Origin of the sequence: Arthrobacter sp. efr-133-R2A-63 (assembly GCF_030209795.1) — a bacterium.
Lineage (GTDB): Bacteria > Actinomycetota > Actinomycetes > Actinomycetales > Micrococcaceae > Arthrobacter > Arthrobacter bambusae_A.
This window is the reverse complement of record NZ_JARVRG010000032.1, coordinates 48031-74505: the sequence shown is the minus strand read 5'-3', so window position 1 is coordinate 74505 and position 26475 is coordinate 48031. Positions and strand designations below refer to the sequence as shown.

Below are 26475 nucleotides of genomic sequence, written 5' to 3'. Positions count from 1 at the left end.
AAGCTCTAGTTGCCCCCAGCAACCAGTCGTAGACTGGCCTTCGAATCACTACGTGAGTTGGAGAACGATGCTCTGGAAACTTCTCGTTCAGTACCTGCGGCCACATCGGCGGCTCCTGATCGCCGTCGTCATCTTCCAGTTGGCGCAGTCGATAGCGTCGCTGTACTTGCCCACGCTGAATGCCGACATCATTGACGAGGGCGTGGCCAAGGGGGATACCGGGTACATCCTCGGCACCGGCAGCCTCATGTTGCTCATCACGCTCCTGCAGATCACCTGTTCGATCACGGCCGTGTACTTCGGCGCGAAAGCCGCCATGGGCTTAGGCCGGGACCTGCGCGGCGCTATTTTCACGAGGGTGGGGGAGTTTTCCGAGCAGGAGGTCACCCGCTTCGGCGCGCCGTCGCTGATCACCCGTTCAACCAACGACGTGCAGCAGGTCCAGCAGCTCGTCCTGATGTCCTGCACGCTCATGGTTGCGGCGCCCATGCTCAGCATCGGCGGGGTCATCATGGCCGTCCGGCAGGATGCCCAGTTGTCCTGGCTGATTGCCGTGAGCGTCCCCGTGCTGCTCGTTGCGGTGGGCCTCATTGTCAGCCGGATGGTGCCGCTGTTCCGCAAGATGCAGGTCCGGATCGACACCGTGAACCGCGTCCTCCGGGAACAGCTCGCCGGCATCCGCGTGGTGCGCGCGTTCGTGCGTGAGGACATGGAGACCGAGCGCTTCGCCTCGGCCAACCAGGACGTCACGGAAATGGCCCTGCGTGCCGGGCGGCTCATGGCCCTCATGTTCCCGGTAGTGATGCTGGTGCTTAACGTCTCCAGCGTGGCCGTGATCTGGTTCGGATCGTTCCGGATCGACGACGGATCCATGCAGGTAGGCACGTTGATCGCGTTCCTGAGCTACCTCATGCAGATCCTCATGTCCGTCATGATGGCGACGTTCATGGCCGTCATGATCCCGCGTGCGGCTGTTTCCGCGGACCGCATCGGGCAGGTGCTCGAGACCCCATCCAGCGTGCGGCCTCCCGAGAACCCTGTGACGGAGACCGCCGGCCGCGGCGAGCTTGAATTGCTCGACGTCGGATTCGCCTACCCCGGTGCCGAGCAGCCGGTCCTCAGCGGCATCAGCTTCCGGGCACGAGCAGGCCAGACGACGGCGATCATCGGCAGCACGGGCGCCGGCAAGACCACGTTGGTGAACTTGCTGCCACGGCTCTTCGACGCGAGCAGCGGCTCGGTGCGAATCGACGACGTCGACGTCCGTGAACTGCACCCGGACCTCTTGTGGGGGCACATCGGACTCGTTCCGCAAAAGCCCTACCTGTTCTCCGGCACGGTCCGAAGCAACCTTCTTTACGGCAAGCCCGACGCCACGGAGGAAGAACTCTGGCGGGCGCTCTCCATTGCGCAGGCCCAGGACTTCGTCGAAGAGATGGAGGGCGGCCTGGACGCACCGATCTCGCAAGGCGGCACCAACGTGTCCGGCGGCCAACGGCAGCGGCTGGCGATTGCCCGGGCACTCGTGAAGCAACCCGAGCTCTACATCTTCGACGACTCCTTCTCCTCCCTGGACACCGCCACCGACGCGAGGCTCCGCCAGGCGCTCAAGCGCCACACCTCCGGCGCCACCATGGTCATCATTGCGCAGCGGGTATCGAGCATCGCGGACGCCGAGCAGATCCTGGTGCTCGACGACGGGCGGCTGGTGGGGCGCGGAACCCACGACGAGTTGTTGGAAACTTCCGAAACATACCGTGAGATAGTTTCCTCGCAGCTGGCAGCGGAGGAGACGGCATGAGCAGCGCACCCAGCACCGGCACGGCAGGCACCGCAAACCGCCCGCAGCGTCCCCCGATGGGGCCAGGCCGCGGCGGACCCTTCGCGGGAATGAGCATCCCGGCCGAAAAGGCCATGAACTTCCTGCCCTCGGCCAAGCGGCTCCTGGGCACGCTGCGGCCCGAGCGCATGTGGCTGACCCTGGTTCTCTTCCTCGCCGTCGCAAGCGTGACCCTGTCCGTGATCGGCCCACGGCTTCTGGGTGAGGGCACCAACCTGATCTTCGCCGGCGTCGTATCCAAGCAACTTCCCGCCGGGGTGAGCAAGCAACAGGTCATCGACGGGCTGCGCGCTTCCGGCCAGGGCTCCAAAGCGGACATGTTGAAGGGCATGGACCTGACTCCCGGCGTCGGAATCGACTTCGGGGCGCTGTCCTCGATACTGCTGTGGGTGCTGGTCTTGTATGTCCTGGCCTCCGCGTTCGGCTGGATTCAGGCGTACGTTCTCAACGGCGTCGTGCAGCGGACGGTGTACCGGCTTCGTGAGCAGATCGAAGCGAAAATCAACCGGCTCCCGCTGCGCTACTTCGACTCGGTGCAGCGTGGCGAACTGCTCAGCCGCGTGACCAACGACGTCGACAACATTTCGCAAAGCCTCCAGCAGTCCATCAGCCAGGCGGTCACGTCCCTCCTCACGGTGGCTGGTGTCATCTTCATGATGTTCCTGCTCTCGCCGATTCTGGCGTTCATCACCTTGGTCACGGTGCCGTTGACGCTCGTGACCACCGTGCTGATTGCCAAGCGCTCGCAGAAGCTGTTCGTGGCCCAGTGGAAGAACACCGGCGAGCTGAACGGGCAGATCGAAGAAACCTATACCGGTCATGCGCTCGTGAAGGTGTTCGGACGCCAGCGCGAAGTGGAGGAACGCTTCCGCGAGAAGAACGCAGAGTTGTTCTCGGCCAGCTTCGGCGCCCAGTTCATCAGCGGCTTGATCATGCCGGCACTGACATTCATCGGCAACCTGGTCTATGTGGGGATCGCCGTGGTGGGCGGCCTGCAGGTGGCCTCCGGTGCCATGCAGTTGGGCGATGTCCAGGCCTTCATCCAGTACTCCCGGCAGTTCACGCAGCCGCTGGCCCAGCTCGGCTCGATGGCCAACCTGCTTCAGTCGGGCGTGGCATCCGCGGAACGCGTGTTCTCGCTGCTCGATACTGAAGAGCAGAGCGCGGACCCCGAGCCCTCGGCCGTCCCCGACGTGACGCGCGGGCGCCTGGTGTTCGAGAACATTTCCTTCTCCTACTCCGAGGACAAGCCGTTGATCCAGAATCTGAGCCTGGTGGCCGAACCTGGGCAGTCTGTGGCGATCGTCGGGCCCACCGGAGCGGGCAAGACCACCCTCGTGAACCTGATGATGCGCTTCTACGAGCTCGACGCCGGGCGGATAACGCTCGACGGCGTCGACGTCGCCTCAATGTCGCGCTACGAGCTGCGCTCGCGGATGGGCATGGTGCTGCAGGACACGTGGCTCTTCGGCGGCACGATCAGGGACAACATCGCCTACGGACGGCCCGACGCCACCGAAGCCGAGATCCTGGAGGCGGCACAAGCAACCTACGTGGATCGCTTCGTGCACTCCCTCCCGGAGGGCTATGACACCGTGCTCGACGACGAAGGCAGCAACGTTTCCGCCGGTGAGAAGCAGCTGCTCACCATTGCACGGGCGTTCCTCGCCCGGCCGTCAGTCCTGATCCTGGACGAGGCTACGAGCTCCGTGGACACCCGGACCGAGGTCCTGGTCCAGAAGGCCATGAGTGCCCTGCGTTCTGACCGGACGAGCTTTGTGATCGCGCACCGCCTGTCCACGATCCGCGATGCCAACCTCATCCTGGTGATGGAAGCCGGGCAGATCGTGGAGCAGGGTACGCACGCAGAGTTGCTGGCCGCTGGGGGCGCCTACTCGAGGCTGTACGAAGCACAGTTCGCGGCGCCGGTGACGGAGGTCTGACGGCTCTGTCCACATAGCCGTTCCTCCAGGCAGGCCTCCGGATACGCGAACGACGGCGGGAGGTGGCTCCCGCCGTCGTCGTTGCTTTGCGTCCGAAAAGGCGCTGTTTACAGGGAGTGTGCGTCGAAGGCGGTGGCCTTGGCCGCGTTGCCGTTCAGGCTGACAGTGAAGGTGTTCGGCCCGCTGCAGGTGACTGCAATGCTGGCCTTGGAGGTGTTGTGGCGCACCGAGAAGTCGTGCACCAGGGCGTCCAGGGTGTGGTGGGTGGTTGAGCGGTCCCAAATTTTGAGGGTTACGGAATCGGCAGTTTCAAACGTCATTGTTCAGTGCTTCCATTCATGAATCCGGATATCCGGCTATCGCGCCAGTGCGAAAGCCGCCGTACAGCTTTTCCATAGTGCACAGCGAGGCGCGGACTGCTCAAGCCAGAACGGCGTTTGTTGCTCGTGAGACTCATCACAGTGGCGCCTAGTGGGATGCAAGATGCAGAGCGCCGAAGACCGGATCCTGGGTCAGGACCTGCAGAGTGTGGAGACCCCGGGTTGCGAGGGCGATCCGCATGGCTGCCTGCAAGGTGGGCTGGTTCATCCCGAGGCCACCGCCAAGGACAATGGGGCCCTCGATGTCCAGTTGCTCGGCGCATTTTGCCGCCAAGGAGGCGAGATCGGCGCCTGCTTGGAGGATCATGTCCAAGGACGCTGTGTGCCCCGAGGCCGCGCACTCAAAGACGATCGGTGATTTCGACGCCCAAAACTCGCGTCCCGCGTCGCCATGGAAAAGGGCAATCAATCCCTCCGGACCGGCGAGACCACACGACTTCACCAACGCTTCCGTCAGTCCGTCGGGACGCAGCCCGCTGTTCATGCGTTCGAGGCTGTACCTCACCGCTTCACGACCGAACCAGTACCCGCTGCCTTCGTCGCCGAGCAAGTAACCCCAGCCGCCAGCGCGCGCCTCGTCCTCGCCGTTGGTGCCCCAGGCCGCGGACCCGGTACCGGCGATCACGGCGATTCCAACGCTGCATCCGGCGGCAGCCAGCAGAAGGCGCGTGTCGTGAACAACGGAGACGGCGGCGTCGGGAGCCAAGGGCTGGATCAGTTCCTTCAGTGCGTTCGCGTCTTCGGCAGTGTCGATCCCTCCGGAACCGACCACCACCCGCGCAACGGACCCGCCCTGGAGGGTGGCGAAGACACCCTCCAGGTTGGTTCGGGCTTGGGCGCGGCTCACGTTCTGGACATTGGCGCTGCCGCCGGAAGTATCGGCGACGGCGGTGCCATCCAGCCATTTGATGCCGCGCGTCTTCGAGCCTCCGATGTCCAGACCTACGACGGCGCCGATCGTGCCGGGGTGTGTCATTGAAATGATCCTTCTTCAGTTGAGTTCGAGAATGCGAATCCGGCGGGTGGCATGATGCTTTCGGCTCGGATTCCGACCCCCTGCAGCACCGGATACCGCGACCATGCCTCAAGTCCCGGCCCGTCGGCACCATCAACCGTGGAGGCGACCCGGAAGGTATGGCTTTCCCCGGGCAGCAGTGAGATGCATTGTTCGGAGACAGTCGCCTTGGGGTCGAGCCGGTCCGCCTGAAGAACCAGATCGCGCACAATACTGTCAGCGGTGACAGTCACTTCAACGCCGTCGGGGACTTTCGATGCCCGGGCGGTGACCCGCGCCGGCTCCTTGATGCGATCCTTGTCCTCGGCGTAGAAGTGGAGGATCCGGTCCCCATGCCCGAGTCCTGCGCCTCGCGCCACGAGAACATCGGTCAAGGGCCGCTCAGCCTCGTGCAAATCCTTCGGAAGGCGGATTTCTGTCTTGCCCCGGGGTTCGACCTCGAACGCGAATTCATGGGACGCCTCCAGCCGGACGCCCCCCGCAAAAGCCTCCTTCGGAGAATCCGTGCCGACGCGTTCCACGGTGAGGGCTCCACTCCAGGCCTCCACGGAATCGTTGACCAGAACGACGGCGAGCCCGTCGCCGCGGGGCTGGATGGTCGCCAGCCGCGGCCGGTAGGCCTCACGGATTGCATACCACAGCGGTTTCAGCTGACCATATCCATCGATGGCGGCCCAGGAGGTGACGGGCCAGCAGTCGTTGAGCTGCCAGACAATCGATCCGGCACAAACAGGCGATCCGGCACGGAAGTGCTCGATGCCGAAGCGGATGGCGCGGGCTTGGTTTACCTGCGTGAGGAAGTGCCATTCCTGGAAATTCGCGGGCTCGGGAAGATGTGCGGAGAGCCCTCTCTGCAGCTTCCCGGTACCGTCTTCGGCCTTTTGGTGCTGGAGGAATGCCGGGGATTCGAGGTCCAGGTCCGCCGGCTCCAGGACGCGGGTGAGGGTGGACCAGTTGGGTGGGCCCTGGAATCCGAATTCGGAAACGAACCGTGCATTCCACTCCGCGTAGTGCGAATAGTCCTTCTGGTTCCAGACATCCCAGATATGCACGTTCCCGTGCCTGGGATCGTTGGGATGCAGTTCGGGATCTCCCGAATATGGGCTGCCGTTCCAGTACGGGCGGGTGGGATCCAACTCTGTTACCAAAGCGGGCAGGAGCTCGGAATAGTAGCCCCATCCCCAGTTTCGACCATCGAGCTGTGGCTTCCAATCCCAATCCCAGAAGCCCCAAACGCATTCATTGTTTCCATTCCACAGCACCAGGCTCGGGTGGCTCATGAGGCGTGTGACATTGTCCCGGACTTCGCCAGCGACTTCTCCGGACAGCGGCCCATCCTCCGGGTAGCCGGCGCAGGCAAAGAGGAAATCCTGCCAGACGAGAATCCCCATGCGGTCGCACAGCTCGTAGAAGGTGTCCGATTCATACACCCCGCCGCCCCACACACGGAGCAGGTTCATGTTTGCCGCAGTCGCTTGCGAGAGGCGCTGCCGGAGCCGGTCTTCGGTGATGCGTGACGGGAAGCAATCGTCCGGGATCCAGTTGGCACCTTTGACGAAGATGTCGGTTCCGTTGATGGCAAAGACAAAGCCGGTTCCGGCTTCGTCCTGTTCGGTTTTGAGCTCGAATTGCCGGAACCCGATGTTTTTGGACCAGACGTCAAGGCCGTGCCCGTCGGCCAACAGTGTTACCGTCAGTTGGGAGAGCGGTTGGGCACCCATATCGTGCGGCCACCACAATTCAACACCCTCGAGATCCACCACTACCCGGGCCTTGTGGGAGCCCGCCGGAATGGACAACGACTCGGTCTTGCCTTGGATGGCGACCTTGAGTCCGAGCTCGCCTGAAACGCCCGGCGCCCGCAGAACCTCGACCTCCACTTCCACCCGGGCATGTCCGTGGGTGGGGAGTTCTCCCGGTCCGGTCCCGGGTACAACGGTGGTGGTCACCGATGGACGAACGGACTGCAGCCGTGCCGTCCCGTACCGCCTGATGCCCACAGGCTTCCACGGTCCGGCCGTCACGAGGTTCGGGCCCCAGTCCCAGCCGAAATTGCAGGCCGATTTGCGGACATACTGGAATGGCTCCGGATTGCCGTTGGGTTGTTCACCCACGGAGGCCCGGATGTGTTCGGCGTACTCGCGTACATTCTTGAAAACGATGGCCAGGTCATTGGCACCCGGCCTGACCACGTCGGAGACGTCCACGACGTAGCTGCGGTGCTGGTTGTACGTGTGCGCAAGGTCCTGCCCGTTGACCCGGATGACGGCGACAGTGTCGAGACCTTCGAAGACGAGCTCTGTCCGCCGGTCTTCATTGCCGTCGTGGTTGAAGGTTGTGGAGTATTCCCACTCGCTCCGGCCCACCCAATGCTGGGACTCCTCGTTTTGCCCCACGTAGGGGTCCGGGATGTGCCCATGGTCCATGAGGACCGTGTGCACAACCGACGGAACGGAGGCATCCAGCTTCCAGCCCTCGGCCCCGGACGGGGCGTCCGGGGCCGGAGCGGTCACTCTTAGAGTCCATCCCTTGGCGAGGTTGCTCGTCTCAATCATCATGTGTGCCTTATCAATCGAATGTCTGTTGCCAAGGGTGGCGGGGTACGGCAGGCGGCTGGAGGTGCTTAGCCCTGGTCTGCGCGGTAGAAGTACATCTCCCGCGAGCCCGAAGGGGCATCCCAGCCTTGGGCGAACATCCAGGTTCCGCCGAACTTCAGGAGCCCGCCCCAAGCCAGGGAGCCTCCTCGGTGCATCGCCTTCTGGGTGAACGGTTCGTTCATGTCATAGAGCGCCTGTGCGGCGGAAAACTGGCCGTCTGTGTCGCCGTAGAAGAAGTCCAGCACCAGCTTGCCGCCGTCGCTCCCGGTGTTGCCGCCGTCGTCGACGATGGCGCAGGCCACTTCGTGCAGTGAGCCGCCCAGCGGCCCTAGGTCCAGGTACTCCTGTGGCTCGAACGTCCAGTTCACCATGTCGGTGGACCGGCCCACGTGGGTGGTTCCGCCGCAGCCCTCGGACAGGTACATCAGGTAGTGGCCGCCGATCTTGACGGCGTCGCCCTGGGCGTTCCGGGGGATGACGGCCCCCTTGGCCCAGAACCGCGAAACCTCGTAGGGGACGGCCAGGCCGAGCTTTTCCCAATGGATCAGGTCGTCGGATACGGCGACATTGATGTCGCAGCCGACGTCGCCCAGGGGATAGACATCCGGGTCCTGGTCAGCCTGCTCCTCGCTGCGGTCGATCGTCCAGATCCCGTTGTAGAACATGTAGTAGCGGCCATCGGCCTGGTACACCTTGGGATCTTCGCAGCCAAGGATCTCATTGTCCTGGGTGGGGTAGATCACCGGGTTGGAGGGGTTGTCCTGCCAGCCGGTTTCGGGATCGTAGACGGCAACGCCGATGCGGCTCGAGACCGATTCCTTGCGCGGGGATGCGCGGTAGAAGAGGTAGAGCTTGCCGTCGCGTTCCATGACCGAGGGGTTGAAGATCGAATCCGCCGTCCAGCCGATGCCGGTCGGATCGGCCCAGTCCTGGACTTGCCGGAACGTCAGGGAATCGTCCTTGCGGAACGGACCAACAGCCCATTCAGGGTGCTCGGGATACGCGGCGGAAAACTGGTCGGTGGAAATGGTGTCGGTCAGCGGATTGCTGAACGTGAGCGCTCCCTCGTAACTGTGGAGCAGGGCTTCCGTGGTGATTTTCTGCATGGGTTCTTCCTGTGGTGATAAGTGTCAGTTGTGGACCAGGGTCACCCAGGTGAACCCACCCGGGGCTACGGTGACGCGGCCGGAATGGTCTGCCCCGTTCTGGTCGGGACCTGGTGCGACGGGCTGGCCGGAAGCATCGAAGGCCTGCTGGCTCAAATGGAACCCTTGGGGCATGTCCACTTTTCGATCGATGCTTCCCGGAGCCGCGCTGATGTACAGGGTTGATTGGCCTCCGGAACCGGAGACGGAAACCGAGGAAATCTGCGGCTGCAGCAGCACACCGTCGATCGATACGTCGCTTCCGGCCTTGGCGGTCACGCTGTCCTGGCCGGCCGGCAGGGCCCGGTCAAGGGAGAACGGGAAGAGCTTGCCGGGAGTTGCCGTGATGCCTTGTTCCCCTGCCCCGCCGTTGGGCGTGATACCGAGGAAAGTGCTCCCGGCAGTCCACGACGTCGTTCCGGCGGCTTCGGAGCGCTGGTTCACGATCGGGTACGCATTACGTGCCTGGCCCGAAGCCGGGACCGGGATCTTCACGGTGCCGCCCGCGTTGAGGGCGACGTATGCACCGCCTGACCAATTCGCCTCACCGGTCCATGCGGAGGCTGGCTTGACGACCGCGCCGCCGGTGATGGTTCCGGCTTCGGCTTCGGCTACCTTGAGTCCGTCCGTCCCCACGGTGCTACTGATCCCCAGGGCCTTGGCCTTGAGCTCCGGATTGGCGTCCAAAGCGAGCATGGACAACAACGTGTGGATGGTGGATTCCGCCCCGGAGTTGGGGTTGACACGGCCGTCGGTTTCGATGCCGTCAATAGCGGTGCCTGTTGCCGGGTTGTAGGCGGGCTTTCCGCTGCGGTTGGCACCGAAGTACCAGCCTGCGGCAACCGCCGCGACGTCGAGTAGTCCGGGAGCGTTCGCGGCTTTTGCGGTCGCCACGAGTCCTTCAACCCGCGAGTCCACGCCGTAGGCTATCTGTGCCTCACCGGGGGTCGGGCTCCAGGCGTTGTCCGGTCCTCCCGCGGCGAGGAGCTGCGGAGTGAATTGGGCGGAGTCCTTCACAGCGGCGGTCAACAGCTCAGGGCGATGCAGCAACGGGGACGCGGTCGCGACGGCGGCTGCAGCCATTCCGCCCCATGCATGCCACAGGGTCTGGGTCTGGGTCGACGGAAGAATCGCGCCGAACGGCCACTGATGGACCGATCCCGAGGACATCGCGGCGATGCCCTCGGTGAGCTGGCCCAGCGCGGTGGCGGCAGCGCCGTCGTCGGGCGCTGCCTTTGAATAGGCGGAGAGTCCGAGCACGGCTTCCGCGGAGGCATCCGCCCCTCCGGTGATCAGCCAGGCAGGGACCTTGGTGCCGTCGGCAACGTCGTACTTTCCGTACTTCGAGAGGGACTGCTTGTTGAGGGACGCGACGGCAAGGTCCATCCTGGTCTGCAGGAACGCGGCAAACTGGGGATCGGCGGATTTGAACGCCGCATATCCTTCGCCTAGGGCCCACACGGTCCGGGCCAGCCAGTAGGACTCGGCCGAATCGCTGGGGTCAGGAAGTTCCACCGGCTTGGCACTCGGCGTCAGGGTGCCATCGGCTTGCTGCCACAACACCACGTTGCCGGCATTGGGACCGGAAGACGTCTGCAGGTACGTCAGCTCGCGCAGCACGTCGAAGGCATGGGCGCGGCTCGACGCGTCGCCGGTCTGCTGCCAATGGCGCAAGTAGACGACGGCGGTGCGGGCGATGTCGTCCGCGTTGAAGGCCCCTTGGCTCCAGTAACCCGTGGTTGCGTCCTTGGAACCTCCTCCTACCCGCGTGTAGCTGCCGTCGGCGTTCTTGTTGGCGTACGTCCACGGCGCCTGCGCCGCGGGGTGTTCAGCGATCTGGTAGGTGGTGTGGCCATCCACGGCGTTCAGGGGAACCGTGTCCAGCAGGAAATTCAGGTGGGACAGATTGGTCAACGGTGCCTGCGACGCCGACGCCGGCGCCTGCGACGCAGCGGCCGGAACCGGCTGCGCCGCCGAGGCCACCCCAGCCCCGGCCAGGAGCATCGACAAGGTGGCAACAACTGCGACCGGGGCGGATTTCAGCCGCGCATAAACGAGGGGAGGTGTCATGGCTAACTCCTAGGGGCATGGAAGAAAGGCTGGACTGCTGGGGCGGGGTGGTGCCTTGGGGCGCGGTCCGCCCTACGCGCGGTCCAGCCGCGCCACGCCGATCTTCGAATCAGCCATGCCATAGAAGACGAACAGCTGCTCGCCGATCTTCTCTATTGCCGTGGGAAAAACGACATTGGGGACGATGCCCGAGATCTCGTCTTCCGTCTCCGGCTCCAGAAGCGGCTTGTCGCTGCGGGCGATCACGATGGAGGGATCGTCGCTGTCGAGGATCATCGCCGCGGCTGTGTAGTTGACGTTCTGCTGGTGGTCGAAGGCGGACTTTTCCATCGATCCGGAGACGCCGTGGTAGATCAGGAGCCAGCCCTCGTCGACCCGGATCGGGGCCGGTCCGCCGCCGATCTTGAGTTCTTCGAAGGGGAACTCGCTCAGGGCCACGAGCTTGTGCTTGCGCATGTGAACGAGATTGCGGATGTCCCTCTCGACATCGTCAACTGCGACATAGGAAATCCAGATACCGGGGCGGTTGTCTTCGATGCCGGCCGGCAGGTGCTCGCCTTCGCCTTCGCGGATCCAGCCGAGATCCCACATGGGGCGGTGCAGCAAAGCGTAGGAGGGGACCCCGTCGGGGTCCTTGATCGGTTCCGGGAAGAAGACTGCGTCCTTGTTGGCGAACAAGTTCAAGTCCATGGACAAGTCGGCCTGGTACTCGAAGTGGCAGGGCCCCAGGCGGTCCCACGTACGCAGGTCTTCGGAATGGGCGAAGGCCAGGCGGGGCCCCAGCGGTCCGTAGGCTACATAGGTCATCAGGTGGCGGCCGAGCGACGGTACCCAGGTGATGCGGGGGTCTTCGGTTCCCGCGTTGTTGCGGCCCCGTTCCCATCCTTCGTCCGGTGCCAGGACAACGCCTTGGCGTTCGACGCCGGACGGGACGCCGTCGTCGCCGACGATCACCTTGGCGAGCCCCACGCGGGAGACATTGCCCTTCGCCACGAGGCGCGGCAGGAGGTATAGCTCGCCGTCGGGTCCGCGGCCGCTGGCGGGGTTCAGGACGCCTTCGGCTTCGAACTCGTTCCCGTCTTCCGGGGTCATGATGACGCCGGCGCGGGTGAGGGTGAACGGGACAGTGGGGAGTGCTGAAGTTGAGGAAGTCATAGAGCTTAGCCCTTTACGCTTGATCCGATATTGGTAGAAATGAATTGGCGCTGGAAGAAAATGAACAGCGCGACGGCGGGGGCCGCGAGAACGCAGGCACCGGCAAGGATCGCGCCGAACGGGTTTGATGCCGTGGCGGCGATGTTCGAGATGTAGTTCGCCAGGGAGACTGCGAGCGGCTGAATGGCTTGGTCCTTGGTGACGAGGAATGGCCACAGGAACTCATTCCACGGCCCGATGAACGTCAGCAGGACTGCCGTGACGATGGCTGGCCGGACAAGGGGGATCGCGATCTGCCAGAGGATCCTCAGCTCGCTTGCTCCGTCAATGCGGGCGGCCTCGAACAAAGTGGAGGGCAGCTGCATGAAGTACTGACGGAAGACGAACACCGCGGTGGAATTGATCGCGAACGGCAGGATCATGCCCAGGTAGGTGTCAGCGAGCCCATAGTCGCGCACGATCATGACGTACAGCGGGATGAGCAGGAGCTGGAACGGGATCATCTGCACCAGCAGCATCATCCCGAACACAAAGCCCTTGCCCCGGAATTGCATCTGGGCGAGTGCATAGCCCACCAGGAGCCCGAACACCACCGTGAAGAAGATGACGCCACCGGTGAAAATACCCGAATTGGCCAGGCCTTTGAGCAGGTCGATCGAGTTGTTGATGTTGCTGTAGTTCTCGCCGGTGATGTTTGCCGGACTGGGGAACGCGCCACCCACGGAGGTGTCCGGATTGGTCTGGAGCGAGCCGATGAACATGTAGTAGAAGGGGAACAGGAAGACGAAGGCTCCGACGGCCAGGAGCACGAAGCTGCCCACGCCCAGGTTCTTGCGCTTCGACACGGAACTGCCCTTGCGGGAGGCCGCGGATCCGGGGACCGGGGCTTCGGGACCCGCTCCTTCGGGAGCGCCGGCACCTGGCCGGCGGGCGCCGTCGTCGTCGTTCCGGAGAGGCGCTTTATTGAAAATAGACACGTCAGTCCTCCTTCCCGCCTACGAGGCGTTTTTGGATCAGGGCGATCAGCAACACGCCGATCACCAGCACCACTCCCAGCGCCGCTGCCACATCGGGGTTCCCCTGCAGGATCCCCTTCTGGTACATCAGGAACACCGGTGACGTCGAGGCGCCGTCCGGACCGCCTCCGCCAGTGAGCAGATAGGGCTCGGTGAACAGGTTCGCTCCGGTGATGGTGGCAAGCAGGGTCACCAAGACGCTGGCGGAGCGCACTCCCGGAACGGTGATGTTCCAGAACTGGATCCATTTGTTTCCGCCGTCCACCGAGGCGGACTCGTAGAGCTCATCCGGAATGTTCTGCAGTGCGGCCAAGTAAAGCAGGATGAAGAATCCCAATTGCTTCCACGTCACGTACAGGGCCACCGTTGGCATTGCCAGCCAGGAGTTCGTCAACCACGAGGGGTTCGGAGCCAGTGGCCCCAGAATGGCGTTGACCAGCCCGTTCTGCTGGAACAGGAACAGCCAGACCCCGACGACGGCGACGCTCGCCGTGACGTACGGGACGTAGTAGCTGACCCGGAAGAAGGTCTTGAGCCGGGTCACGCGGTTCAAGGCGTTGGCCAGGACCAGGGACAGTCCCACGGTCAGCGGCACGTTGATGACAAGGAAGACGCCGATATTGGCGAAGGACCGTTGTACTTCCGGATCGGACAGGACAGTGATGTAGTTGTCCAACCCCACGAAGGGCCGGTCAACCTGGACGCCCGGAGCGGTGAAGAAGAACTGGTGGAAGGAGATGTAGACGGCGTACCCCAGCGGGTATGCCAGCACTCCAAGGACGAAGACGACGTAGGGGGCGCTGAACAGCAGTCCCAGTGGCTGGCGGCCCAGGAAGTTCTTGCGTTTCCTGGGCGCCTGCCGCTGATCCACGGTCCGCCCGGCAGTGTCTCCCGTAGTGGGACCCCCAGCTGAGCGTAGTGACATGGGGATTCGCCTGCTACTTCTGGGCTGCCAGTTGGTTGATCTTGTCGGAAGCACCCTTGAAGGCGTCATCGATGCTCTGGTTGCCGAAGATCACGGACTTGCTCCAGGCATCCCGGAAGGTCTGCCAGATCTGGACTGAGTTGGAGACGTTGGGGACTTCCACGGTGCGTGCGGCTTGGTCGGCGAACGTCTTGTAGGCCGGGTTCTGGTTGAAGTAGTCCGGGTAGGCGGTGGTCAAGTCCTTCCGCATCGGCATCTGGCCGGTTCCGCTGAGCAGCTTGCCGTCTTGTTCCTTGCTGGTGGCGAACTTCATGACCTCCCACGCAGTGCCCTGGTTCTTGCACGCCGAGTACATGGCGATGTTCTTGGCGTCAGAGAAGGTGGAGCCGTCGGTCTGGGCTTGGGTGCCCGGAACCGGGACAGTTCCCCAGTTCACTTTGCCCTTGTAGGCGTCGATGGCCCACGGGCCTGCCAGGGCCATGGCGGACTTGCCGTCCGCGAAGGAATCTCCCTTGTACGCTTCCTTGGATGCCAGGTTCTCCTTGTACAGGGTCTGGAACATCGTGGCGACCTGCTTGCCCTGATCGCTGTCAAAGGTGGACTTGCCATCCTTGAGCAGCTGGGTGCCCTGCGTACTGGCGGCATAGAACGGGTAGAAATCGAACCAGGGCTGGTAGAAGTCGCTCGTGGGCGAGGGCCAGATCGCGGTCTGGGTCGCGCCGGACTTCACAAGGGTCCGGGCGGTGTCCAGGAACTCCTGCTGGGTGCCCAACTTGGGGTTTGCCGGGTCGAGCCCGGCCTTCGCGAAAAGGTCCTTGTTGTAGAAGAGGACCACCGGGTTGGACTTCCACGGAAGCTGGTACATCTTGCCGTCGGATGACTTGTACTGATTGGCGAGATCGCCGGTGCGGTCCTTGATGTACTGTGCGCCGTCCGGGAAGGAGTCCAGCGGGACCAAGCCACCCTGCTTCTGGAACTGCGGAACAGCCACCGGTGCCGTGTTGAAGACCAGGCAAGGAGCATTGCCGGCGGTAATCGCTGCCCCGATGACCTCTTCGGAGGTCTTCCCGGCCGGGATCTCCTGCGCATCGATTGGCTGGTCCGGGTGTGCAGCGTTCCATGAGGCCACCATGTCCTTGCCCCACTTCACCTCGAACTCGTTGTTGGAGTACCAGATCTTGATGGGGCCTTTGGCCGTGGTGGCGGAGCTCGCGCCAGATGCTGTGTTGCTGGAGGCGCCTCCACCGCATGCTGCCAGGCCGGCTCCGATAACGGCAATAGCCGTAAGGGAGAGGACTCTCGAACCAAATTTTCCGTGCTTCATTGCAACTCCTTTTGCGGGTAAAAACTGAAAATGCGGCGGCGACATTGCCTTCCAGGGGAATGGCAAATAGCCCCACCCAATGGCGGGTAAATCGGTCTTCGTAGGGATTAGTTATTCGGCATGCTGGGGGACCGGTCCGGTGGAGGCGCGGACTACCAGCTTGGGAGAGGGCAGATAGACGTCCGCCGCAGGCGCTCCGCCGAGGAGGCTCAGCAACTGCTGGGCCGCAACACGCCCCCAGAGCAGCGGATCGGCGGGGACAGTGGTCAACGGAGGGTTGAGGTAGGTGGCGAGCTCTGTGTCGTCGTAACCCGTGATGGACAGATCGTCGGGAACGGTCAGTCCGAGGGACTGGGCGTAGGACTGTCCGGCAGTGGCCATCAGGTCGTTCGCGTAGATGATCGCAGTGGGCCGTTGGGCCGAGCGAAGCAGTTCAGCAGTTGCCGCCAGTCCTCCGGCTGCCGTGAAGTCCGCCTCAATGAAGGAACTGGCCTCGAGCCCGGCTTTCGACATAGCGTTTTGCCAGGCCACCCGCCGGCTTCGGCCGTGAATGTAACTCTGAGGCCCGCCCACGTGCCCAATCCGGGTGTGCCCGAGGGAAACCAGATGCTCGACGGCGGCGGCAATGCCGTCGGTATCGTCCATGCAGACGGCGGGGAACGGCGAGGAGGTTTCGGGCCGATTAAGGGTGACGGCCGGAATCTTGAGGCTCTTCAACAAAGCGATACGGGAGTCGTCAACCCTCATGTCCGTAAGGATGACGCCGTCCACGCGGCTGTCGGCAGCCAGCTTCCGGTAGCCCATTTCTTCGGCGTCGGCGCTGGCGGCAACGGTGAGCACCAGTGCGTATTCGTGCTCAACCAAAGTGGTCTCGATCCCGGCGATGAACGCGGGGAAGAAGGGGTCTGTTCCCAGAAGCCTGGGGTCCCTTGCGACCACAAGCCCGACCGCGAACGCTTTGGCTGAAGACAGGCTCTTAGCGCGAAGATTGGGCGTCCATCCCAGCTCCCGGGCCACCTTGAGAATGCGCTCCCGGGTGTCGTCACTGACGCCGGGCTGCCCATTCAACGCGTACGAGACGGCACCCTTGCTCACGCCGGCTGCCTGCGCAACGTCGTTGATGGTCACTGTCATGTTTGCCTCATTGCCACTTGGTGATTGGGATCACTGAACCGGTTTTGTTATATCTACTGAACCGGTTCAGAGAGCGCTTGTCAAGGGCAATCAAGAAATTATGGTTATTTGCGGGCCGTTCATTGGCGGCGACGGACACTGGCGGCCGCCCGTCGTCGGGGGCGGCCGCCACTGTCAGTGGGCTGTGGGCGTTACTGCTCTGCGTCTGCCGCAGCAGCCTTCTTGGCGTCCTTCTCTGCCCGCAGGGCCTCGGCCTCGTGCTGTTCCTCGGCCTTTTCCTGGTGGATGACCACCGCGAGGAGCTTTTCCATCTCCTTGGCCACGCCGGCGGCGGAGGCTGGATTCTGCCCGGTCACCAGCCGGTCGGAGACCACGACCTTCTCTGCGAAGACGTCGGCGAAGACGTGGGTTGCACCCTCTTCCTTGAGCCGGTCGGCCAGGAAGAACGGGATGACCTTGTCCATGCCTGCTGCAACTTCTTCGTCGTTGGTGAATGCGGCCACTTCCCGGCCCCCGACGAGCCGGAACCCGTCGGCCAGGTCCACGTTCACCAGACCCGCGGGTCCGTGGCAGACAGCGCCAACCACTCCACCGGCGTCGTACACGTTCGCAACCAGTTTCTGCAGGCCTTCGCTGTCCGGGAAGTCCCACATGGTGCCATGGCCTCCCACGAGGAAGACTGCGTCGTACTGGCCCGGATCAACGACGTCCACGCGGGCCGTGTTGTAGAGTCCGGCGCGCGTAGTCTCGTCCGTCGTGAAGGCAACCTGGATGGGATCCTGCGGGTCTACTTCATCCTGCGGAGGCTGTCCGCCCTTGATGGATGCGAAATCGACGAAGTGCCCGGAATCCTTGAAGACCTTCCAAGGATGTGCGGCCTCGGCCACGTTGTAGCCGGTCTTCTTTCCCGTATCGCCGAGCTCGGAAACGCTGGTCAGTACCATGAGGATTTTCTTCATGAAATGCTCCTATCGTCCACATTCCACCCTACGCCAAGCCCAAATTCAGGCCCACCCCCGGCGCTATAGCACCACAACTAGCTCGCAGTTGTTGTCGTTTTGGAGGCTCATAACGACAACAACTGCGAGCTAGTTGGGACGGGGGACGGGACTCAGCAGCCCTCGAAATCCGTGAGCACCTTGACCTTGTCGGCCGAGGCCGAGGCCGGGTCGAAGGCGTAGCCGAGCCATTCCCGGGCCAGCCTGCTGGCCAATTCGATCCCGACGACGCGCTGGCCCATCGTGAGCACCTGGCAGTCGTTGGACAGGATGGATCGCTCCACGGAGAAGGAATCGTGGGCCGTCGTAGCGCGAATGCCGTCCACCTTGTTCGCCGCGATGGCCACGCCGATCCCGGTGCCGCAGAACAGGATGGCCCGGTCTGCATGGCCGTCGCGGATGAGTTCACCGGCCTTGATCCCCACGTAAGGGTAGGGCGTGGTGAAGTCTTCGGTGGAGTCGCTGCGGTTGACGCCGATGTCGATGATCTCGCTGATCCGCGGATCGTCCCGCAGGTCCGCCATGATGCGGTCCTTGTAGTCGACGCCTGCTTCATCGGCACCCAGGATGAGTCGGAAACCTTTCGTGCTCATGCCGTGACCTTCCCGGCACTCACAACGTGGGGGCCCATGACGGTGAAGATCATCGCGAGCGAAGTAGCTCCGGGATCGGCTGTGCCCAGGCTCTTTTCCGCCAGCGGCCGGGCCCTTCCCTTGAGCGGACGGAGCGAGGCCGTGGCTTGCGCGGCCGAGGTGGCCGCCTCGGCAGCTTCAGTCCAGGCGAGCTCCGGAGGAACGCCTTCGGCGACGCGATTGCTGAACGTTTCGGCGAAGGGGAGCAGGGCGTCCACCATGGTCTTGTCGCCGATCTCGGCCTTGCCCAGATCGGTGATCCGCGCGGCGAACGCTGTCACGGCAGCGGCGAGTCCAGCCGGTTCGGGCGCCTCGTCATTGCCGAGGGATTCGCCGAATGCCCGGAGGCCCGCGCCCCACAGGACTCCGGAAGTTCCGCCGGCCTTGTCCGCCCAGGCGTCGCCCGCGGCTACCAACATATCGCCGGCTCCGGCACCATCGGCCAGGGCCTTCGCGGCTGCGGCAGTGGCGGCGTCGATTCCGCGGACCATCCCGCGGCCGTGGTCGCCGTCGCCCGCTACCGCGTCCATGTCGCCAAGGTGCGATTCGGCGTCGTGCAGTGCATTCCGGGCCGCCTCCAGCGCGGCAGCGCAGTTCGCGGCGTAGTTGCGCGAGTCCAAAGTGGCCGCAAACTCCGTGGCGGTTGGGCCGCCGTCGTACGCTTCCTCGGCAAACAAACCGCCAGCAAGGGCGGCGTTGCCGCGCCGGTAAGCGGGCGTTTCCGCGGGGGCCGTCCAGAGCGGCTCAAGTTCCTCGTCCAGCCAGGTGATGGTGAGGGAGACGCCGGACATGTCCAGGCTCGTGACCAGTTCGCCGACCTCCGGCATGACCAGGGTGTACCCGGCGGCGCGCAGCAACGGTGCCACGGTCAGCCACAGGACGAAGAGTTCTTCATGCTTGGTGGAGCCGAGTCCGTTGAGGATCACGGCCAGGCGGTTGCCCGCCCCCTGCGGTGTTTCTGCCAGCAGCCGGGCGACGAGTTCCTGGCCGAGTTCCTTCGCCGGAGGGAGATCGGTGTCGAACAAGCCGGGCTCGCCGTGGATGCCCAGGCCAAGTCCCATCTGCTTGTCCTTGAGCGTGAACAGCGGAGCTTCGGCGCCGGGGAAAGTGCAGCCGTGGAAAGCGCTGCCGATGGTTCGGGTCAGGCTGTTGGCCTTGCGGCCCAAGCGCACGACGTCGGCCAGCCCGGCTCCCGCTTCGGCGGCGGCGCCCATGATCTTGAAGACGGTGAAGTCACCCGCGATGCCTCGGCGTTTGGCGGATTCCGACGGCGGAGCGCTCGCGATGTCGTCCGTCACCAGCACGTTTTCGACGGCGATGCCTTCCGCCGCCAAGCGCTCGCTGGCCATGCCGAAGTTGAGGATGTCCCCGGCATAGTTGCCATACGTGAACACCACCCCGGCGCCGCTATCGGCAGCCTTGGCCACGGAGTAGGCCTGCTGCGCGGACGGCGAGGTGAAGATGTTGCCCACGACGGCGCCGTCGGCAAGTCCCGCGCCGATGAGTCCGGCGAATGCCGGGTAGTGCCCGGACCCGCCGCCGGCCAGTACTGCGACTTTGGGCTGCTCGGGGCGGTGGCGGCGCACTGCGCCGCCGGGAACCTGGCGCACCAGGCCGGAGTGGAGGTCGCAGAAGCCGGCGAGGGCTTCGTCCGCGAAATCGGCGGGATCGTTGAAGATTTTGGTCATCGTGGGCTCTTTCGGCTACGGATGCGGGACTGCTAGTGGATGTGGCTTCCACCGTTGATGTCGATGGTGGTGCCTGTGAGGTAGGCGGATTCCTCGGAAGAGAGGAACGTGATGACGGCGGCGATTTCCTCCGTGGTAGCGTTGCGGCCCAGCGGGATGCCGGCGTTGATGGCGGCTTCCTGCTCGTCGGTGCTGCCGACGCGGATGTTCGTGTCCACGGCGCCCGGAGTAATGGCGTTCACGGTGACGCCGGTGGAGCCGATTTCGCGGGCCAACGCCTTAGTGAAGCCGAGGATGGCTGCCTTCGCAGCGGAGTACGGGACCTTGCCGAAGACGCCGCCGCCGCGCTGGGCGGAAACGGAGGACATGTTCACGATGCGGCCCCAGCCGCCGGCGATCATGTCCGGCAGGAAAGCCTTGGTCACCAGGTAGGTGCCGGTGGCGTTCACGTCCATGATCTTGTGCCACAGTTCCAGCGTGGTTTCGAGGAACGGGACAGGGGAGGTGATGCCCGCGATATTGGCGAGGGCGCCGACGGCGGGGAGGTTGCCTGCGCTGATTTCGGCGGCGACCGCATTGTACGCCGCGTTCACGGAAGCTTCGTCGGCGACGTCGATCTCGTAACCGAACGCGGGGACGTTGAACTGGTTGCCGATTTCCGCTGCGACTTTGGCGGACTTCTCGCCGTCGAGGTCCAGGATCACCACGGCCCAGCCGTTACTGGCGTAGCGGCGTGCGGTGGTGATGCCGATGCCCCGGTCCGAGGTTGCCCCGGTGAGGACGGCGGTGCGCTGGATGGTGGTGGTCATGATGCTCCTTGGTTTTGTTGGTGTGAAAGTCAGATGAGGTCTGTGATGAAGCTGGCGGCTTTGGCGGCCGCCGCCGGGCGTTCGTCGTGGGTGACGTCGCGGGTTTCGAGCTCGAGCGAGAAGTGGCCGTTGTAACCGGTGGCTGCGAGCGAGCGGAGTCCGGCGGCGAAGTCCGCCTGGCCGTTTCCGATGCTGAGGTTGATGTTGCCCGGAACCGCGTCCCGCAGGTGGACATGTGCAAACTTGCCCCGATGCCGCTCGATGTACTCGAGCGGGTCTTCGCCCGCGGCGACGATGTGGCTGAAGTCCATGACAATCCCGACGCCGGAGCCCGCCAGCCGTGCGGCCAGCAGTTCGGCACGTTCCAGGTTCCAGCAGAACCGGAGGAAGTGCAGGGATTCGGTCCAGAGTTCGACGCCGAACTCCGCCGCGCGCTGCCCGGCACCGATGAGTTGGGCAGCGATGGTGTCCAGATCCTCGTCGAGGCTGCGGACCGGATCGTGTGACAACGCTCCGCACGGGAGGACCAGCGCCTTCGCGCCGGTGTTTGCAGTCAGGGTGAGCAGCGCATCGAGGTGCCTTTGGCGGGCGTCGCGTTGGCCGGCGTCGAGCACTGCATTCAGGTCGCCTATATCGCCGTTCACCGAGCGGACCCGCAACCCCGAGGCGGCGACCTCCGCAGTCACGGCTGTGACGGCGTCGGCATCCAGTTCATAGGGAACGTGATCGCAGACGCCCGGGAGCGCGCCGAGGTCGATTTCCTCGAAGCCCAGGCCATTGATGGTGCGCAATGCCGTGGGTAGATCCTGGTGCCGGAAGCTGATGGACGAGCAACCAAGCCGGGAGTTGAACATCTTCGTTTCCTCCAGTCGTGCCCGAAGGCAGTAGTGATGGGAACCACAGTAGCTAAGTTAACTGTCAACAGTCAACCCTTGAAGTTGACTGTTGACAGAAGTAGATGATGCAGGTCACACTGGCATATCATGTGTTAACAGTCGACAGTGCTGAAGCGCCAAGCCTCAGTCGCTCTTCGAAAGGGATTCACCAATGAGCAAAGAAGCTCTGACCATGCGCGGTCCGGTCCACGGCACCAAGGACGCCAGGCGTGTTGCCATCGGCTCCGGCGTCGGCGCGGTCATCGAAACCTATGACTTCATCGGCTTCGGCACCGCGGCTGCCTTGTACTTCGGAACGGCATTCTTCCCCACGGGCGATCCCGTGACCGGCACCCTCGCCGCCTTCGCGACCCTCGGCGTCGGCTTCGCCGCCCGTCCCATCGGCGGGATCATCGGCGGCCACCTGGGTGACAAGCTGGGGCGCAAGCCGGTCCTCGTCGCCTCCCTCATCCTGATGGGCGTGGCCACCTTCCTGATCGGCCTTCTTCCCACCTACAGCCAAGTGGGCCTCCTGGCGCCGGCGCTCCTCGTGTTCGTCCGCATCGTCCAGGGCCTGGCCTTCGGAGCCGAATGGGGCGGCGCCATCCTGATGAGCTATGAGCACGCACCATGGAAGACGAAGGGGAAGTACACGGGCATCGTCCAGGCCGGATTCCCCGTGGGACTGCTGCTGGCCAACCTGGTCTTCCTCGTCAGCGTCCAGCTCGGCGGCGAGCTCGCCTGGCGCATTCCGTTCCTTGCCAGCATGGTGTTGGTGGTCGTAGGCCTGATCATCCGTTCCAAGGTCCCGGAATCCCCCGTCTTCGATGAGGTCAAGGACAGCGGTGCCATCGTGAAGTCGCCCATCGTCGAGGTCCTGAAGACCGATTGGCGCAACATCGTCAAGGGCATCGGCCTCCGCATTGCCGAGACCGCAGGCTACGCCGTCTCCATCACGTACATGATTTCCTACCTGAACGGCCAGCACTTGGCCGATAAGACCCAGACCCTGGTGGCCCTCTGCATCGCTTCGGCCATCGGCATCTTCGCGACCCAGGCCTGGGCACGGCTGACGGACAGGATCGGACGCCGCCCCGTCTACATCTGGTCATGCGCCTTCGCCGTACTCTTTGCCATTCCGATGTTCCTGCTGGTCAACACCGGTTTGTTCATCTTCATCATTGCCACGATCGCCGTCTCCTACGGCGTCTGCCAGAACTCCCTCGCCGGCGCCCAAGGCGCTTGGTTCCCCGAGCTGTTCCAAGCGAAGACCCGCGCCTCGGGCGCCTCGCTGGCCTACCAGATCTCCGCCACGATCTCCGGCTTCACCCCCTTCATCACCACCCTGCTCTTCGTCGCCATGGGATGGATGGGCCCGGCCTTGCTCTTCGGCCTGTACGCCGCGATTGGTCTCTGGGCAGCTTTGGCTACCCGCGAAACCTGGGGCAAGCGGGAGCGCCAGTTGGCCGATGAGGCCACCAAAAGCACTCCCCAGTCGGTGAATGTCTAATGGTGGTGGTACAGGATCAATTCACTGCCGGACGGGTGGGAGAAACCGTGAAGGACCGCATCGAGCGGGTAGCTGCAGCCGCCAACCGGATCAGGCACCACGCCCTTAACATGGGCGAAGTCCAGGGCCAGGGCTACGTAGGCCAGGCCCTCGGAGCGGCGGACATGCTCGCCGCGGTCTATGCGGACCAGCTCCGCTACCGCGCCAATGATCCCGAGTGGGAGGGCCGGGATCGTTTCCTGCTTTCCACCGGGCACTACGCGATCGGCCACTACGCAGCTCTGGCCGAGGCGGGGATCATTCCCGTGGAGGAACTCGAAAGCTATGGTTCGGACGATTCCCGCCTGCCCATGTCCGGGATGTCGACGTACACGCCGGGCATGGAAATCTCCGGAGGATCTCTTGGCCACGGGCTCTCCATCGCCGTCGGAATTGCCCTTGGCCTCCGGCACCGCGCGCAATCGGGGGAGGGCTCCAGCGCGAGGGTGTACAACTTCCTTTCCGACGGTGAGTTGGACGAAGGTTCCACATGGGAAGCCGCCATGGGCGCGCACCATCACCAATTGGGAAACCTCACCGCCCTGGTGGACCTCAACGCGCTGCAGGCGGACGGCAAGACGGACACGGTCCTCCGGACCGAACCCGTGACGGAGAAGTGGGAAGCCTTCGGCTGGTACACGCAGCGGGTGGACGGGAACGACGTCGGTGCGTTGCTGGCGGCGTTCGACAATGCCGCCGCCCGGGCCACCGCCGTCGGGCGCCCTTCCGTGATCTTGTGCGACACGAAGGTGGGCCGCGGCGTGCCGCTGCTTGAAGAACGTGAAAAGGCGCACTTCATGCGCATCGAAGAACACGAATGGCAGCTCTGCCGCAAGCAACTGACCGCAGGATCCACCGGGAAGGCCGGCCGATGAGCACCGTCACCGCGTCGAAGGGCGCCGCCTCGAGAGGCACAGCACCGCAAGGCGCAGCCCCCAAGCTGAAAACCTCAGCGATGATCGCGTCCTTCGCGGATCCCGGCCAGAAGACTTCTTCCGCGCCTTTCGGCCACGCGTTGGTCAAGGCTGCCGAGGCCGACCCGCGTATCGTCGGACTCACCGCTGACCTCGGCAAATACACGGACATGCACATCTTTGCGAAGGCCTTCCCCGAGCGGTTCTTCCAGATGGGCATGGCCGAGCAGTTGCTCTTCGGCGCGGCAGCGGGGTTGGCCGAGACCGGCCTGGTGCCGTTCGCTTCGACTTATTCTGTGTTCGCCGCGCGCCGGGCCTACGACTTCTTGTGCCTCGACATCGCCGAGCCGAACCTCAACGTGAATATCGTGGGCGGACTCCCGGGCCTCACCACGGGCTACGGCCCCAGCCACCAGGCCACTGAGGACATGGCGATTTTCCGTGGAATGCCGAATCTGACCATCGTCGATCCGTGCGACTCCGTGGACATCGAACAGGCCGTGCCTCAGTTGGCGGCCAGCGACGGACCTACGTACCTGCGCCTCCTTCGCGGCAACGTCCCCACCGTGCTGGACGAGTACGACTACACGTTCGAACTCGGCAAGGCGAAGGTGCTGCGCGGCGGCAACGACGTCGTGTTCGTCTCGAGCGGGTTGATGACCATGCGCGCGCTGCAGGCAGCGGAGGCGCTCGCGGCGCACAAGGTGGATGTCGCCGTCGTGCACGCGCCCACCATCAAACCGTTCGACGCCGGCACCGTCCTGGCGGAACTGAACACCGACCGCCTGGCCGTCACGCTGGAGAACCACAGTGTGGTGGGCGGCCTGTTCGAAACCGTGGCCTCCGCCGTCGTCTCGGCCGGGCTGGGCAAGCGCGTGGTTCCTGTGGCACTTCCGGACGAGTTCCTCGATGCCGGTGCCCTGCCCACCCTGCACGAGCGCTACGGATTGTCGGTGCAGCGGATCGTGGCGAAGGTCCTCGCGGAACTCGGCTGAGCCTGGTAATTCCTTGGCAGGAGCGCGGAGCAGGCGTGGGCCGGTTCCGCGCTCCTGACGTAAGATCAACAGTTAACACACCGACTGTAAACAGTCGACCACTGACATTGAGGACGGACAAGATGGCCGGAGCAACAGCACCCCTTCTGGGACTGGAAAAGAAGAGCCTCCGCGAGCAGGCGCTCTCCGCCTTGCGCACCGCCATCACGAGCGGCGAGCTGGAACCCGGACGGCACCTCGTGGAAACCGAGCTGTCGGACATGCTCCAGATCAGCCGGGGGACGCTCCGGGAGGCCCTGCGGCAACTCGAGCAGGAGGGCCTGCTGTCTGCTGGACCGCGTGGCCGGCTTTCTGTCCGACACCTCGATGCCAAGGAAATCCGCGATATCTACTCCGTGCGGGCGGCCCTGGAGTCCCTCGCGGCGCGCACGCTCTGCGAGCTGCCGGACCGCCAGCAGGTGATCACTTCGCTGCGTACCGCCATCGACGCCATGGCGGCCGCCGCCAAGGGAAGCCTCGAGGAACGGATCGAGTCCGATCTGGAATTCCACCGCACCATGTGCCGCCTCACCGGCAACGAGACGTTGCTCCATTCCTGGGAATCTTTGGAGGGATCCATCCGGATGTCCATCATGTTCGCCGGACTGGAAAAGGGCGTGAAGAACATGAGCGTCGAGCGGCACCACGACATCGTGGCGGCCATCGAGACCGGTGATGCATCGCTGGCGCGCAAGACCATCCTCGAGCACATGGACAGCGCCGCCGCGGAGCTGGTGGCTTAAGCGCCCGACGGCGGGTGCCCGACGGCGGCGGGCGGCCTTGCGCTCGCCGCGTTTCCGAGGGACATCTCCGTGCTTGTCGCCACAATTACGTTACATGTAACATCGATGCTATGACAGTCAGAGATCGGGTTAGTGAGTACCGTAAGCGGATGCGCGAACACGGCTTCCGCCCAATCCAGGTGTGGGTGCCTGACGTTCGAGCCGATGGATTCGACGCGGAAGCACATCGGCAAGCTGCTGCCGCCGCAGCTGCCGACCGTCACTCTGATGACCAGGACTTCATCGAGGCTGTGTCAGCGCCCTGGGACGAAGTGTGAACCGCGGCGAACTCTGGACCGTGGCCGGCGGCGTCTACGCTTCCAAGCCACGGCCAGCGTTGGTCATCCAGGATGACCGATTCGACGTCACCGATTCCGTCACGGTTCTTCCCCTGACAACAACCCTGATCGATGCACCCCTCCTGCGGGTCAGTGTCTCAGCCTCGGAGTTGTCCGGCTTGCGGCAGGAAAGTCACGTGATGATCGACAAGTTGACGACGGTCCGGCGTTCCGGTGTGCAAAGCCGGGTCGGCCGCTTGACAGCCGCTCAGCTCGTTGAGATTGAAAGGGCTTTGCTGGTGTTCCTCGGACTTGCCGGCTAGCACACCGTCAGGGGCCCCGACCGCGCTCGCTGTGCTTACGATGGGGGTC

23 protein-coding genes are annotated in these 26475 nt (G+C 64.0%); 8 read left to right on the top strand and 15 right to left on the bottom strand.

The features are described from left to right. Nucleotides 1-67 precede the first annotated feature (67 nt). Both QRN45_RS17985 and QRN45_RS17980 read left to right on the top strand, forming a co-directional pair. On the top strand, nucleotides 68-1801 hold the full coding sequence (locus QRN45_RS17985; protein ID WP_284764208.1) for an ABC transporter ATP-binding protein: 1734 nt from the start codon (nucleotides 68-70) through the stop codon (nucleotides 1799-1801). Continuing rightward, entirely contained in the window at nucleotides 1798-3783 is a 1986-nt protein-coding gene (locus QRN45_RS17980) for an ABC transporter ATP-binding protein (RefSeq protein WP_284764192.1), read from the top strand. The genes QRN45_RS17985 and QRN45_RS17980 overlap by 4 nt, the downstream gene beginning before the upstream one ends. A gap of 107 nt (nucleotides 3784-3890) precedes the next feature. Here QRN45_RS17980 and QRN45_RS17975 read toward each other — a convergent pair whose 3' ends face one another. From QRN45_RS17975 to QRN45_RS17905, 15 genes are all read right to left on the bottom strand, one after another. Continuing rightward, complete coding sequence (locus QRN45_RS17975; protein ID WP_078107533.1) at nucleotides 3891-4103, bottom strand: hypothetical protein; 213 nt, start codon at nucleotides 4101-4103, stop codon at nucleotides 3891-3893. A 148-nt stretch (nucleotides 4104-4251) separates the two neighbouring features. Beyond that, entirely contained in the window at nucleotides 4252-5139 is an 888-nt protein-coding gene (locus QRN45_RS17970) for an N-acetylglucosamine kinase (RefSeq protein WP_284764191.1), read from the bottom strand. After that, complete coding sequence (locus QRN45_RS17965; protein WP_284764190.1) at nucleotides 5136-7733, bottom strand: glycoside hydrolase family 2 protein; 2598 nt, start codon at nucleotides 7731-7733, stop codon at nucleotides 5136-5138. Before QRN45_RS17965 ends, QRN45_RS17970 begins: the two co-directional genes overlap by 4 nt. Before the next feature lie 68 nt (nucleotides 7734-7801). Continuing rightward, nucleotides 7802-8881 carry a glycoside hydrolase family 130 protein gene (locus QRN45_RS17960; RefSeq protein WP_284764189.1) on the bottom strand — a complete coding sequence of 360 codons (1080 nt, stop codon included), beginning with the start codon at nucleotides 8879-8881 and terminating at the stop codon, nucleotides 7802-7804. 24 nt (nucleotides 8882-8905) lie between these two features. Then, a complete protein-coding gene (locus tag QRN45_RS17955) occupies nucleotides 8906-10990 on the bottom strand; it encodes a hypothetical protein (RefSeq protein WP_284764188.1) in 2085 nt (694 codons plus the stop codon). Nucleotides 10991-11062: 72 nt separating this feature from the next. Continuing rightward, a complete protein-coding gene (locus QRN45_RS17950) occupies nucleotides 11063-12145 on the bottom strand; it encodes a glycoside hydrolase family 130 protein (protein ID WP_284764187.1) in 1083 nt (360 codons plus the stop codon). A gap of 5 nt (nucleotides 12146-12150) precedes the next feature. Then, the gene (locus tag QRN45_RS17945; RefSeq protein ID WP_241710426.1) at nucleotides 12151-12906 is read right to left on the bottom strand and encodes a carbohydrate ABC transporter permease; all 756 of its coding nucleotides are present in this window, start codon (nucleotides 12904-12906) and stop codon (nucleotides 12151-12153) included. Between the two features lie 217 nt (nucleotides 12907-13123). Next, nucleotides 13124-14086, bottom strand: a complete 963-nt coding sequence (locus QRN45_RS17940; RefSeq protein ID WP_284764186.1) for a carbohydrate ABC transporter permease — start codon at nucleotides 14084-14086, stop codon at nucleotides 13124-13126. Between the two features lie 13 nt (nucleotides 14087-14099). Continuing rightward, entirely contained in the window at nucleotides 14100-15410 is a 1311-nt protein-coding gene (locus QRN45_RS17935) for an extracellular solute-binding protein (RefSeq protein ID WP_241710398.1), read from the bottom strand. Nucleotides 15411-15521: 111 nt separating this feature from the next. Next, nucleotides 15522-16544 carry a LacI family DNA-binding transcriptional regulator gene (locus tag QRN45_RS17930; RefSeq protein WP_284764185.1) on the bottom strand — a complete coding sequence of 341 codons (1023 nt, stop codon included), beginning with the start codon at nucleotides 16542-16544 and terminating at the stop codon, nucleotides 15522-15524. Between the two features lie 191 nt (nucleotides 16545-16735). Further along, a complete protein-coding gene (locus QRN45_RS17925) occupies nucleotides 16736-17503 on the bottom strand; it encodes a type 1 glutamine amidotransferase domain-containing protein (RefSeq protein ID WP_078107541.1) in 768 nt (255 codons plus the stop codon). Between the two features lie 152 nt (nucleotides 17504-17655). Continuing rightward, a complete protein-coding gene (locus QRN45_RS17920) occupies nucleotides 17656-18135 on the bottom strand; it encodes an RpiB/LacA/LacB family sugar-phosphate isomerase (RefSeq protein ID WP_078107542.1) in 480 nt (159 codons plus the stop codon). After that, complete coding sequence (locus QRN45_RS17915) at nucleotides 18132-19862, bottom strand: dihydroxyacetone kinase family protein (protein WP_284764184.1); 1731 nt, start codon at nucleotides 19860-19862, stop codon at nucleotides 18132-18134. Before QRN45_RS17915 ends, QRN45_RS17920 begins: the two co-directional genes overlap by 4 nt. 32 nt (nucleotides 19863-19894) lie before the next feature. Then, complete coding sequence (locus tag QRN45_RS17910) at nucleotides 19895-20671, bottom strand: SDR family NAD(P)-dependent oxidoreductase (protein ID WP_284764183.1); 777 nt, start codon at nucleotides 20669-20671, stop codon at nucleotides 19895-19897. Between the two features lie 29 nt (nucleotides 20672-20700). Continuing rightward, entirely contained in the window at nucleotides 20701-21525 is an 825-nt protein-coding gene (locus QRN45_RS17905) for a sugar phosphate isomerase/epimerase family protein (RefSeq protein WP_284764182.1), read from the bottom strand. Between the two features lie 193 nt (nucleotides 21526-21718). On the opposite strand from QRN45_RS17905, the gene QRN45_RS17900 reads away from it, so the two are divergent. The 6 genes from QRN45_RS17900 to QRN45_RS17875 all read left to right on the top strand — a co-directional run bounded on the left by QRN45_RS17900 (nucleotide 21719) and on the right by QRN45_RS17875 (nucleotide 26426). Next, nucleotides 21719-23056, top strand: coding sequence for an MFS transporter (locus QRN45_RS17900; RefSeq protein WP_284764181.1), 1338 nt, complete (start codon nucleotides 21719-21721; stop codon nucleotides 23054-23056). 47 nt (nucleotides 23057-23103) lie between these two features. Then, nucleotides 23104-23970: a transketolase gene (locus tag QRN45_RS17895; protein ID WP_350309785.1), complete on the top strand. Its 867-nt coding sequence runs from the start codon at nucleotides 23104-23106 to the stop codon at nucleotides 23968-23970. Continuing rightward, nucleotides 23967-25004 (top strand): transketolase family protein, encoded by a 1038-nt coding sequence (locus QRN45_RS17890; RefSeq protein ID WP_502870731.1) that lies wholly within the window; start codon nucleotides 23967-23969, stop codon nucleotides 25002-25004. Before QRN45_RS17895 ends, QRN45_RS17890 begins: the two co-directional genes overlap by 4 nt. A gap of 122 nt (nucleotides 25005-25126) precedes the next feature. Further along, a complete protein-coding gene (locus QRN45_RS17885; RefSeq protein ID WP_078107549.1) occupies nucleotides 25127-25786 on the top strand; it encodes a GntR family transcriptional regulator in 660 nt (219 codons plus the stop codon). Between the two features lie 110 nt (nucleotides 25787-25896). Continuing rightward, nucleotides 25897-26103 (top strand): antitoxin MazE family protein, encoded by a 207-nt coding sequence (locus QRN45_RS17880; RefSeq protein ID WP_241710865.1) that lies wholly within the window; start codon nucleotides 25897-25899, stop codon nucleotides 26101-26103. Then, nucleotides 26100-26426, top strand: a complete 327-nt coding sequence (locus QRN45_RS17875; RefSeq protein ID WP_264636969.1) for a type II toxin-antitoxin system PemK/MazF family toxin — start codon at nucleotides 26100-26102, stop codon at nucleotides 26424-26426. The genes QRN45_RS17880 and QRN45_RS17875 overlap by 4 nt, the downstream gene beginning before the upstream one ends. The last annotated feature ends 49 nt before the right edge of the window (nucleotides 26427-26475 follow it).

Excerpts from the sequence above, each read along its gene's own strand:
- QRN45_RS17905 (WP_284764182.1), bottom strand. The coding sequence starts at position 21,525 with ATGTTCAACTCCCGGCTTGGTTGCTCGTCCATCAGCTTCCGGCACCAG.
- QRN45_RS17890 (WP_502870731.1), top strand. The coding sequence starts at position 23,967 with ATGAGCACCGTCACCGCGTCGAAGGGCGCCGCCTCGAGAGGCACAGCA.
- QRN45_RS17975 (WP_078107533.1), bottom strand. The coding sequence starts at position 4,103 with ATGACGTTTGAAACTGCCGATTCCGTAACCCTCAAAATTTGGGACCGC.
- QRN45_RS17910 (WP_284764183.1), bottom strand. The coding sequence starts at position 20,671 with ATGACCACCACCATCCAGCGCACCGCCGTCCTCACCGGGGCAACCTCG.
- QRN45_RS17970 (WP_284764191.1), bottom strand. The coding sequence starts at position 5,139 with ATGACACACCCCGGCACGATCGGCGCCGTCGTAGGTCTGGACATCGGA.
- QRN45_RS17985 (WP_284764208.1), top strand. The coding sequence starts at position 68 with ATGCTCTGGAAACTTCTCGTTCAGTACCTGCGGCCACATCGGCGGCTC.
- QRN45_RS17950 (WP_284764187.1), bottom strand. The coding sequence starts at position 12,145 with ATGACTTCCTCAACTTCAGCACTCCCCACTGTCCCGTTCACCCTCACC.
- QRN45_RS17945 (WP_241710426.1), bottom strand. The coding sequence starts at position 12,906 with ATGTTCATCGGCTCGCTCCAGACCAATCCGGACACCTCCGTGGGTGGC.
- QRN45_RS17920 (WP_078107542.1), bottom strand. The coding sequence starts at position 18,135 with ATGAGCACGAAAGGTTTCCGACTCATCCTGGGTGCCGATGAAGCAGGC.
- QRN45_RS17880 (WP_241710865.1), top strand. The coding sequence starts at position 25,897 with ATGACAGTCAGAGATCGGGTTAGTGAGTACCGTAAGCGGATGCGCGAA.
- QRN45_RS17885 (WP_078107549.1), top strand. The coding sequence starts at position 25,127 with ATGGCCGGAGCAACAGCACCCCTTCTGGGACTGGAAAAGAAGAGCCTC.
- QRN45_RS17930 (WP_284764185.1), bottom strand. The coding sequence starts at position 16,544 with ATGACAGTGACCATCAACGACGTTGCGCAGGCAGCCGGCGTGAGCAAG.
- QRN45_RS17965 (WP_284764190.1), bottom strand. The coding sequence starts at position 7,733 with ATGATTGAGACGAGCAACCTCGCCAAGGGATGGACTCTAAGAGTGACC.
- QRN45_RS17935 (WP_241710398.1), bottom strand. The coding sequence starts at position 15,410 with ATGAAGCACGGAAAATTTGGTTCGAGAGTCCTCTCCCTTACGGCTATT.
- QRN45_RS17960 (WP_284764189.1), bottom strand. The coding sequence starts at position 8,881 with ATGCAGAAAATCACCACGGAAGCCCTGCTCCACAGTTACGAGGGAGCG.
- QRN45_RS17925 (WP_078107541.1), bottom strand. The coding sequence starts at position 17,503 with ATGAAGAAAATCCTCATGGTACTGACCAGCGTTTCCGAGCTCGGCGAT.
- QRN45_RS17955 (WP_284764188.1), bottom strand. The coding sequence starts at position 10,990 with ATGACACCTCCCCTCGTTTATGCGCGGCTGAAATCCGCCCCGGTCGCA.
- QRN45_RS17915 (WP_284764184.1), bottom strand. The coding sequence starts at position 19,862 with ATGACCAAAATCTTCAACGATCCCGCCGATTTCGCGGACGAAGCCCTC.
- QRN45_RS17940 (WP_284764186.1), bottom strand. The coding sequence starts at position 14,086 with ATGTCACTACGCTCAGCTGGGGGTCCCACTACGGGAGACACTGCCGGG.
- QRN45_RS17900 (WP_284764181.1), top strand. The coding sequence starts at position 21,719 with ATGAGCAAAGAAGCTCTGACCATGCGCGGTCCGGTCCACGGCACCAAG.
- QRN45_RS17980 (WP_284764192.1), top strand. The coding sequence starts at position 1,798 with ATGAGCAGCGCACCCAGCACCGGCACGGCAGGCACCGCAAACCGCCCG.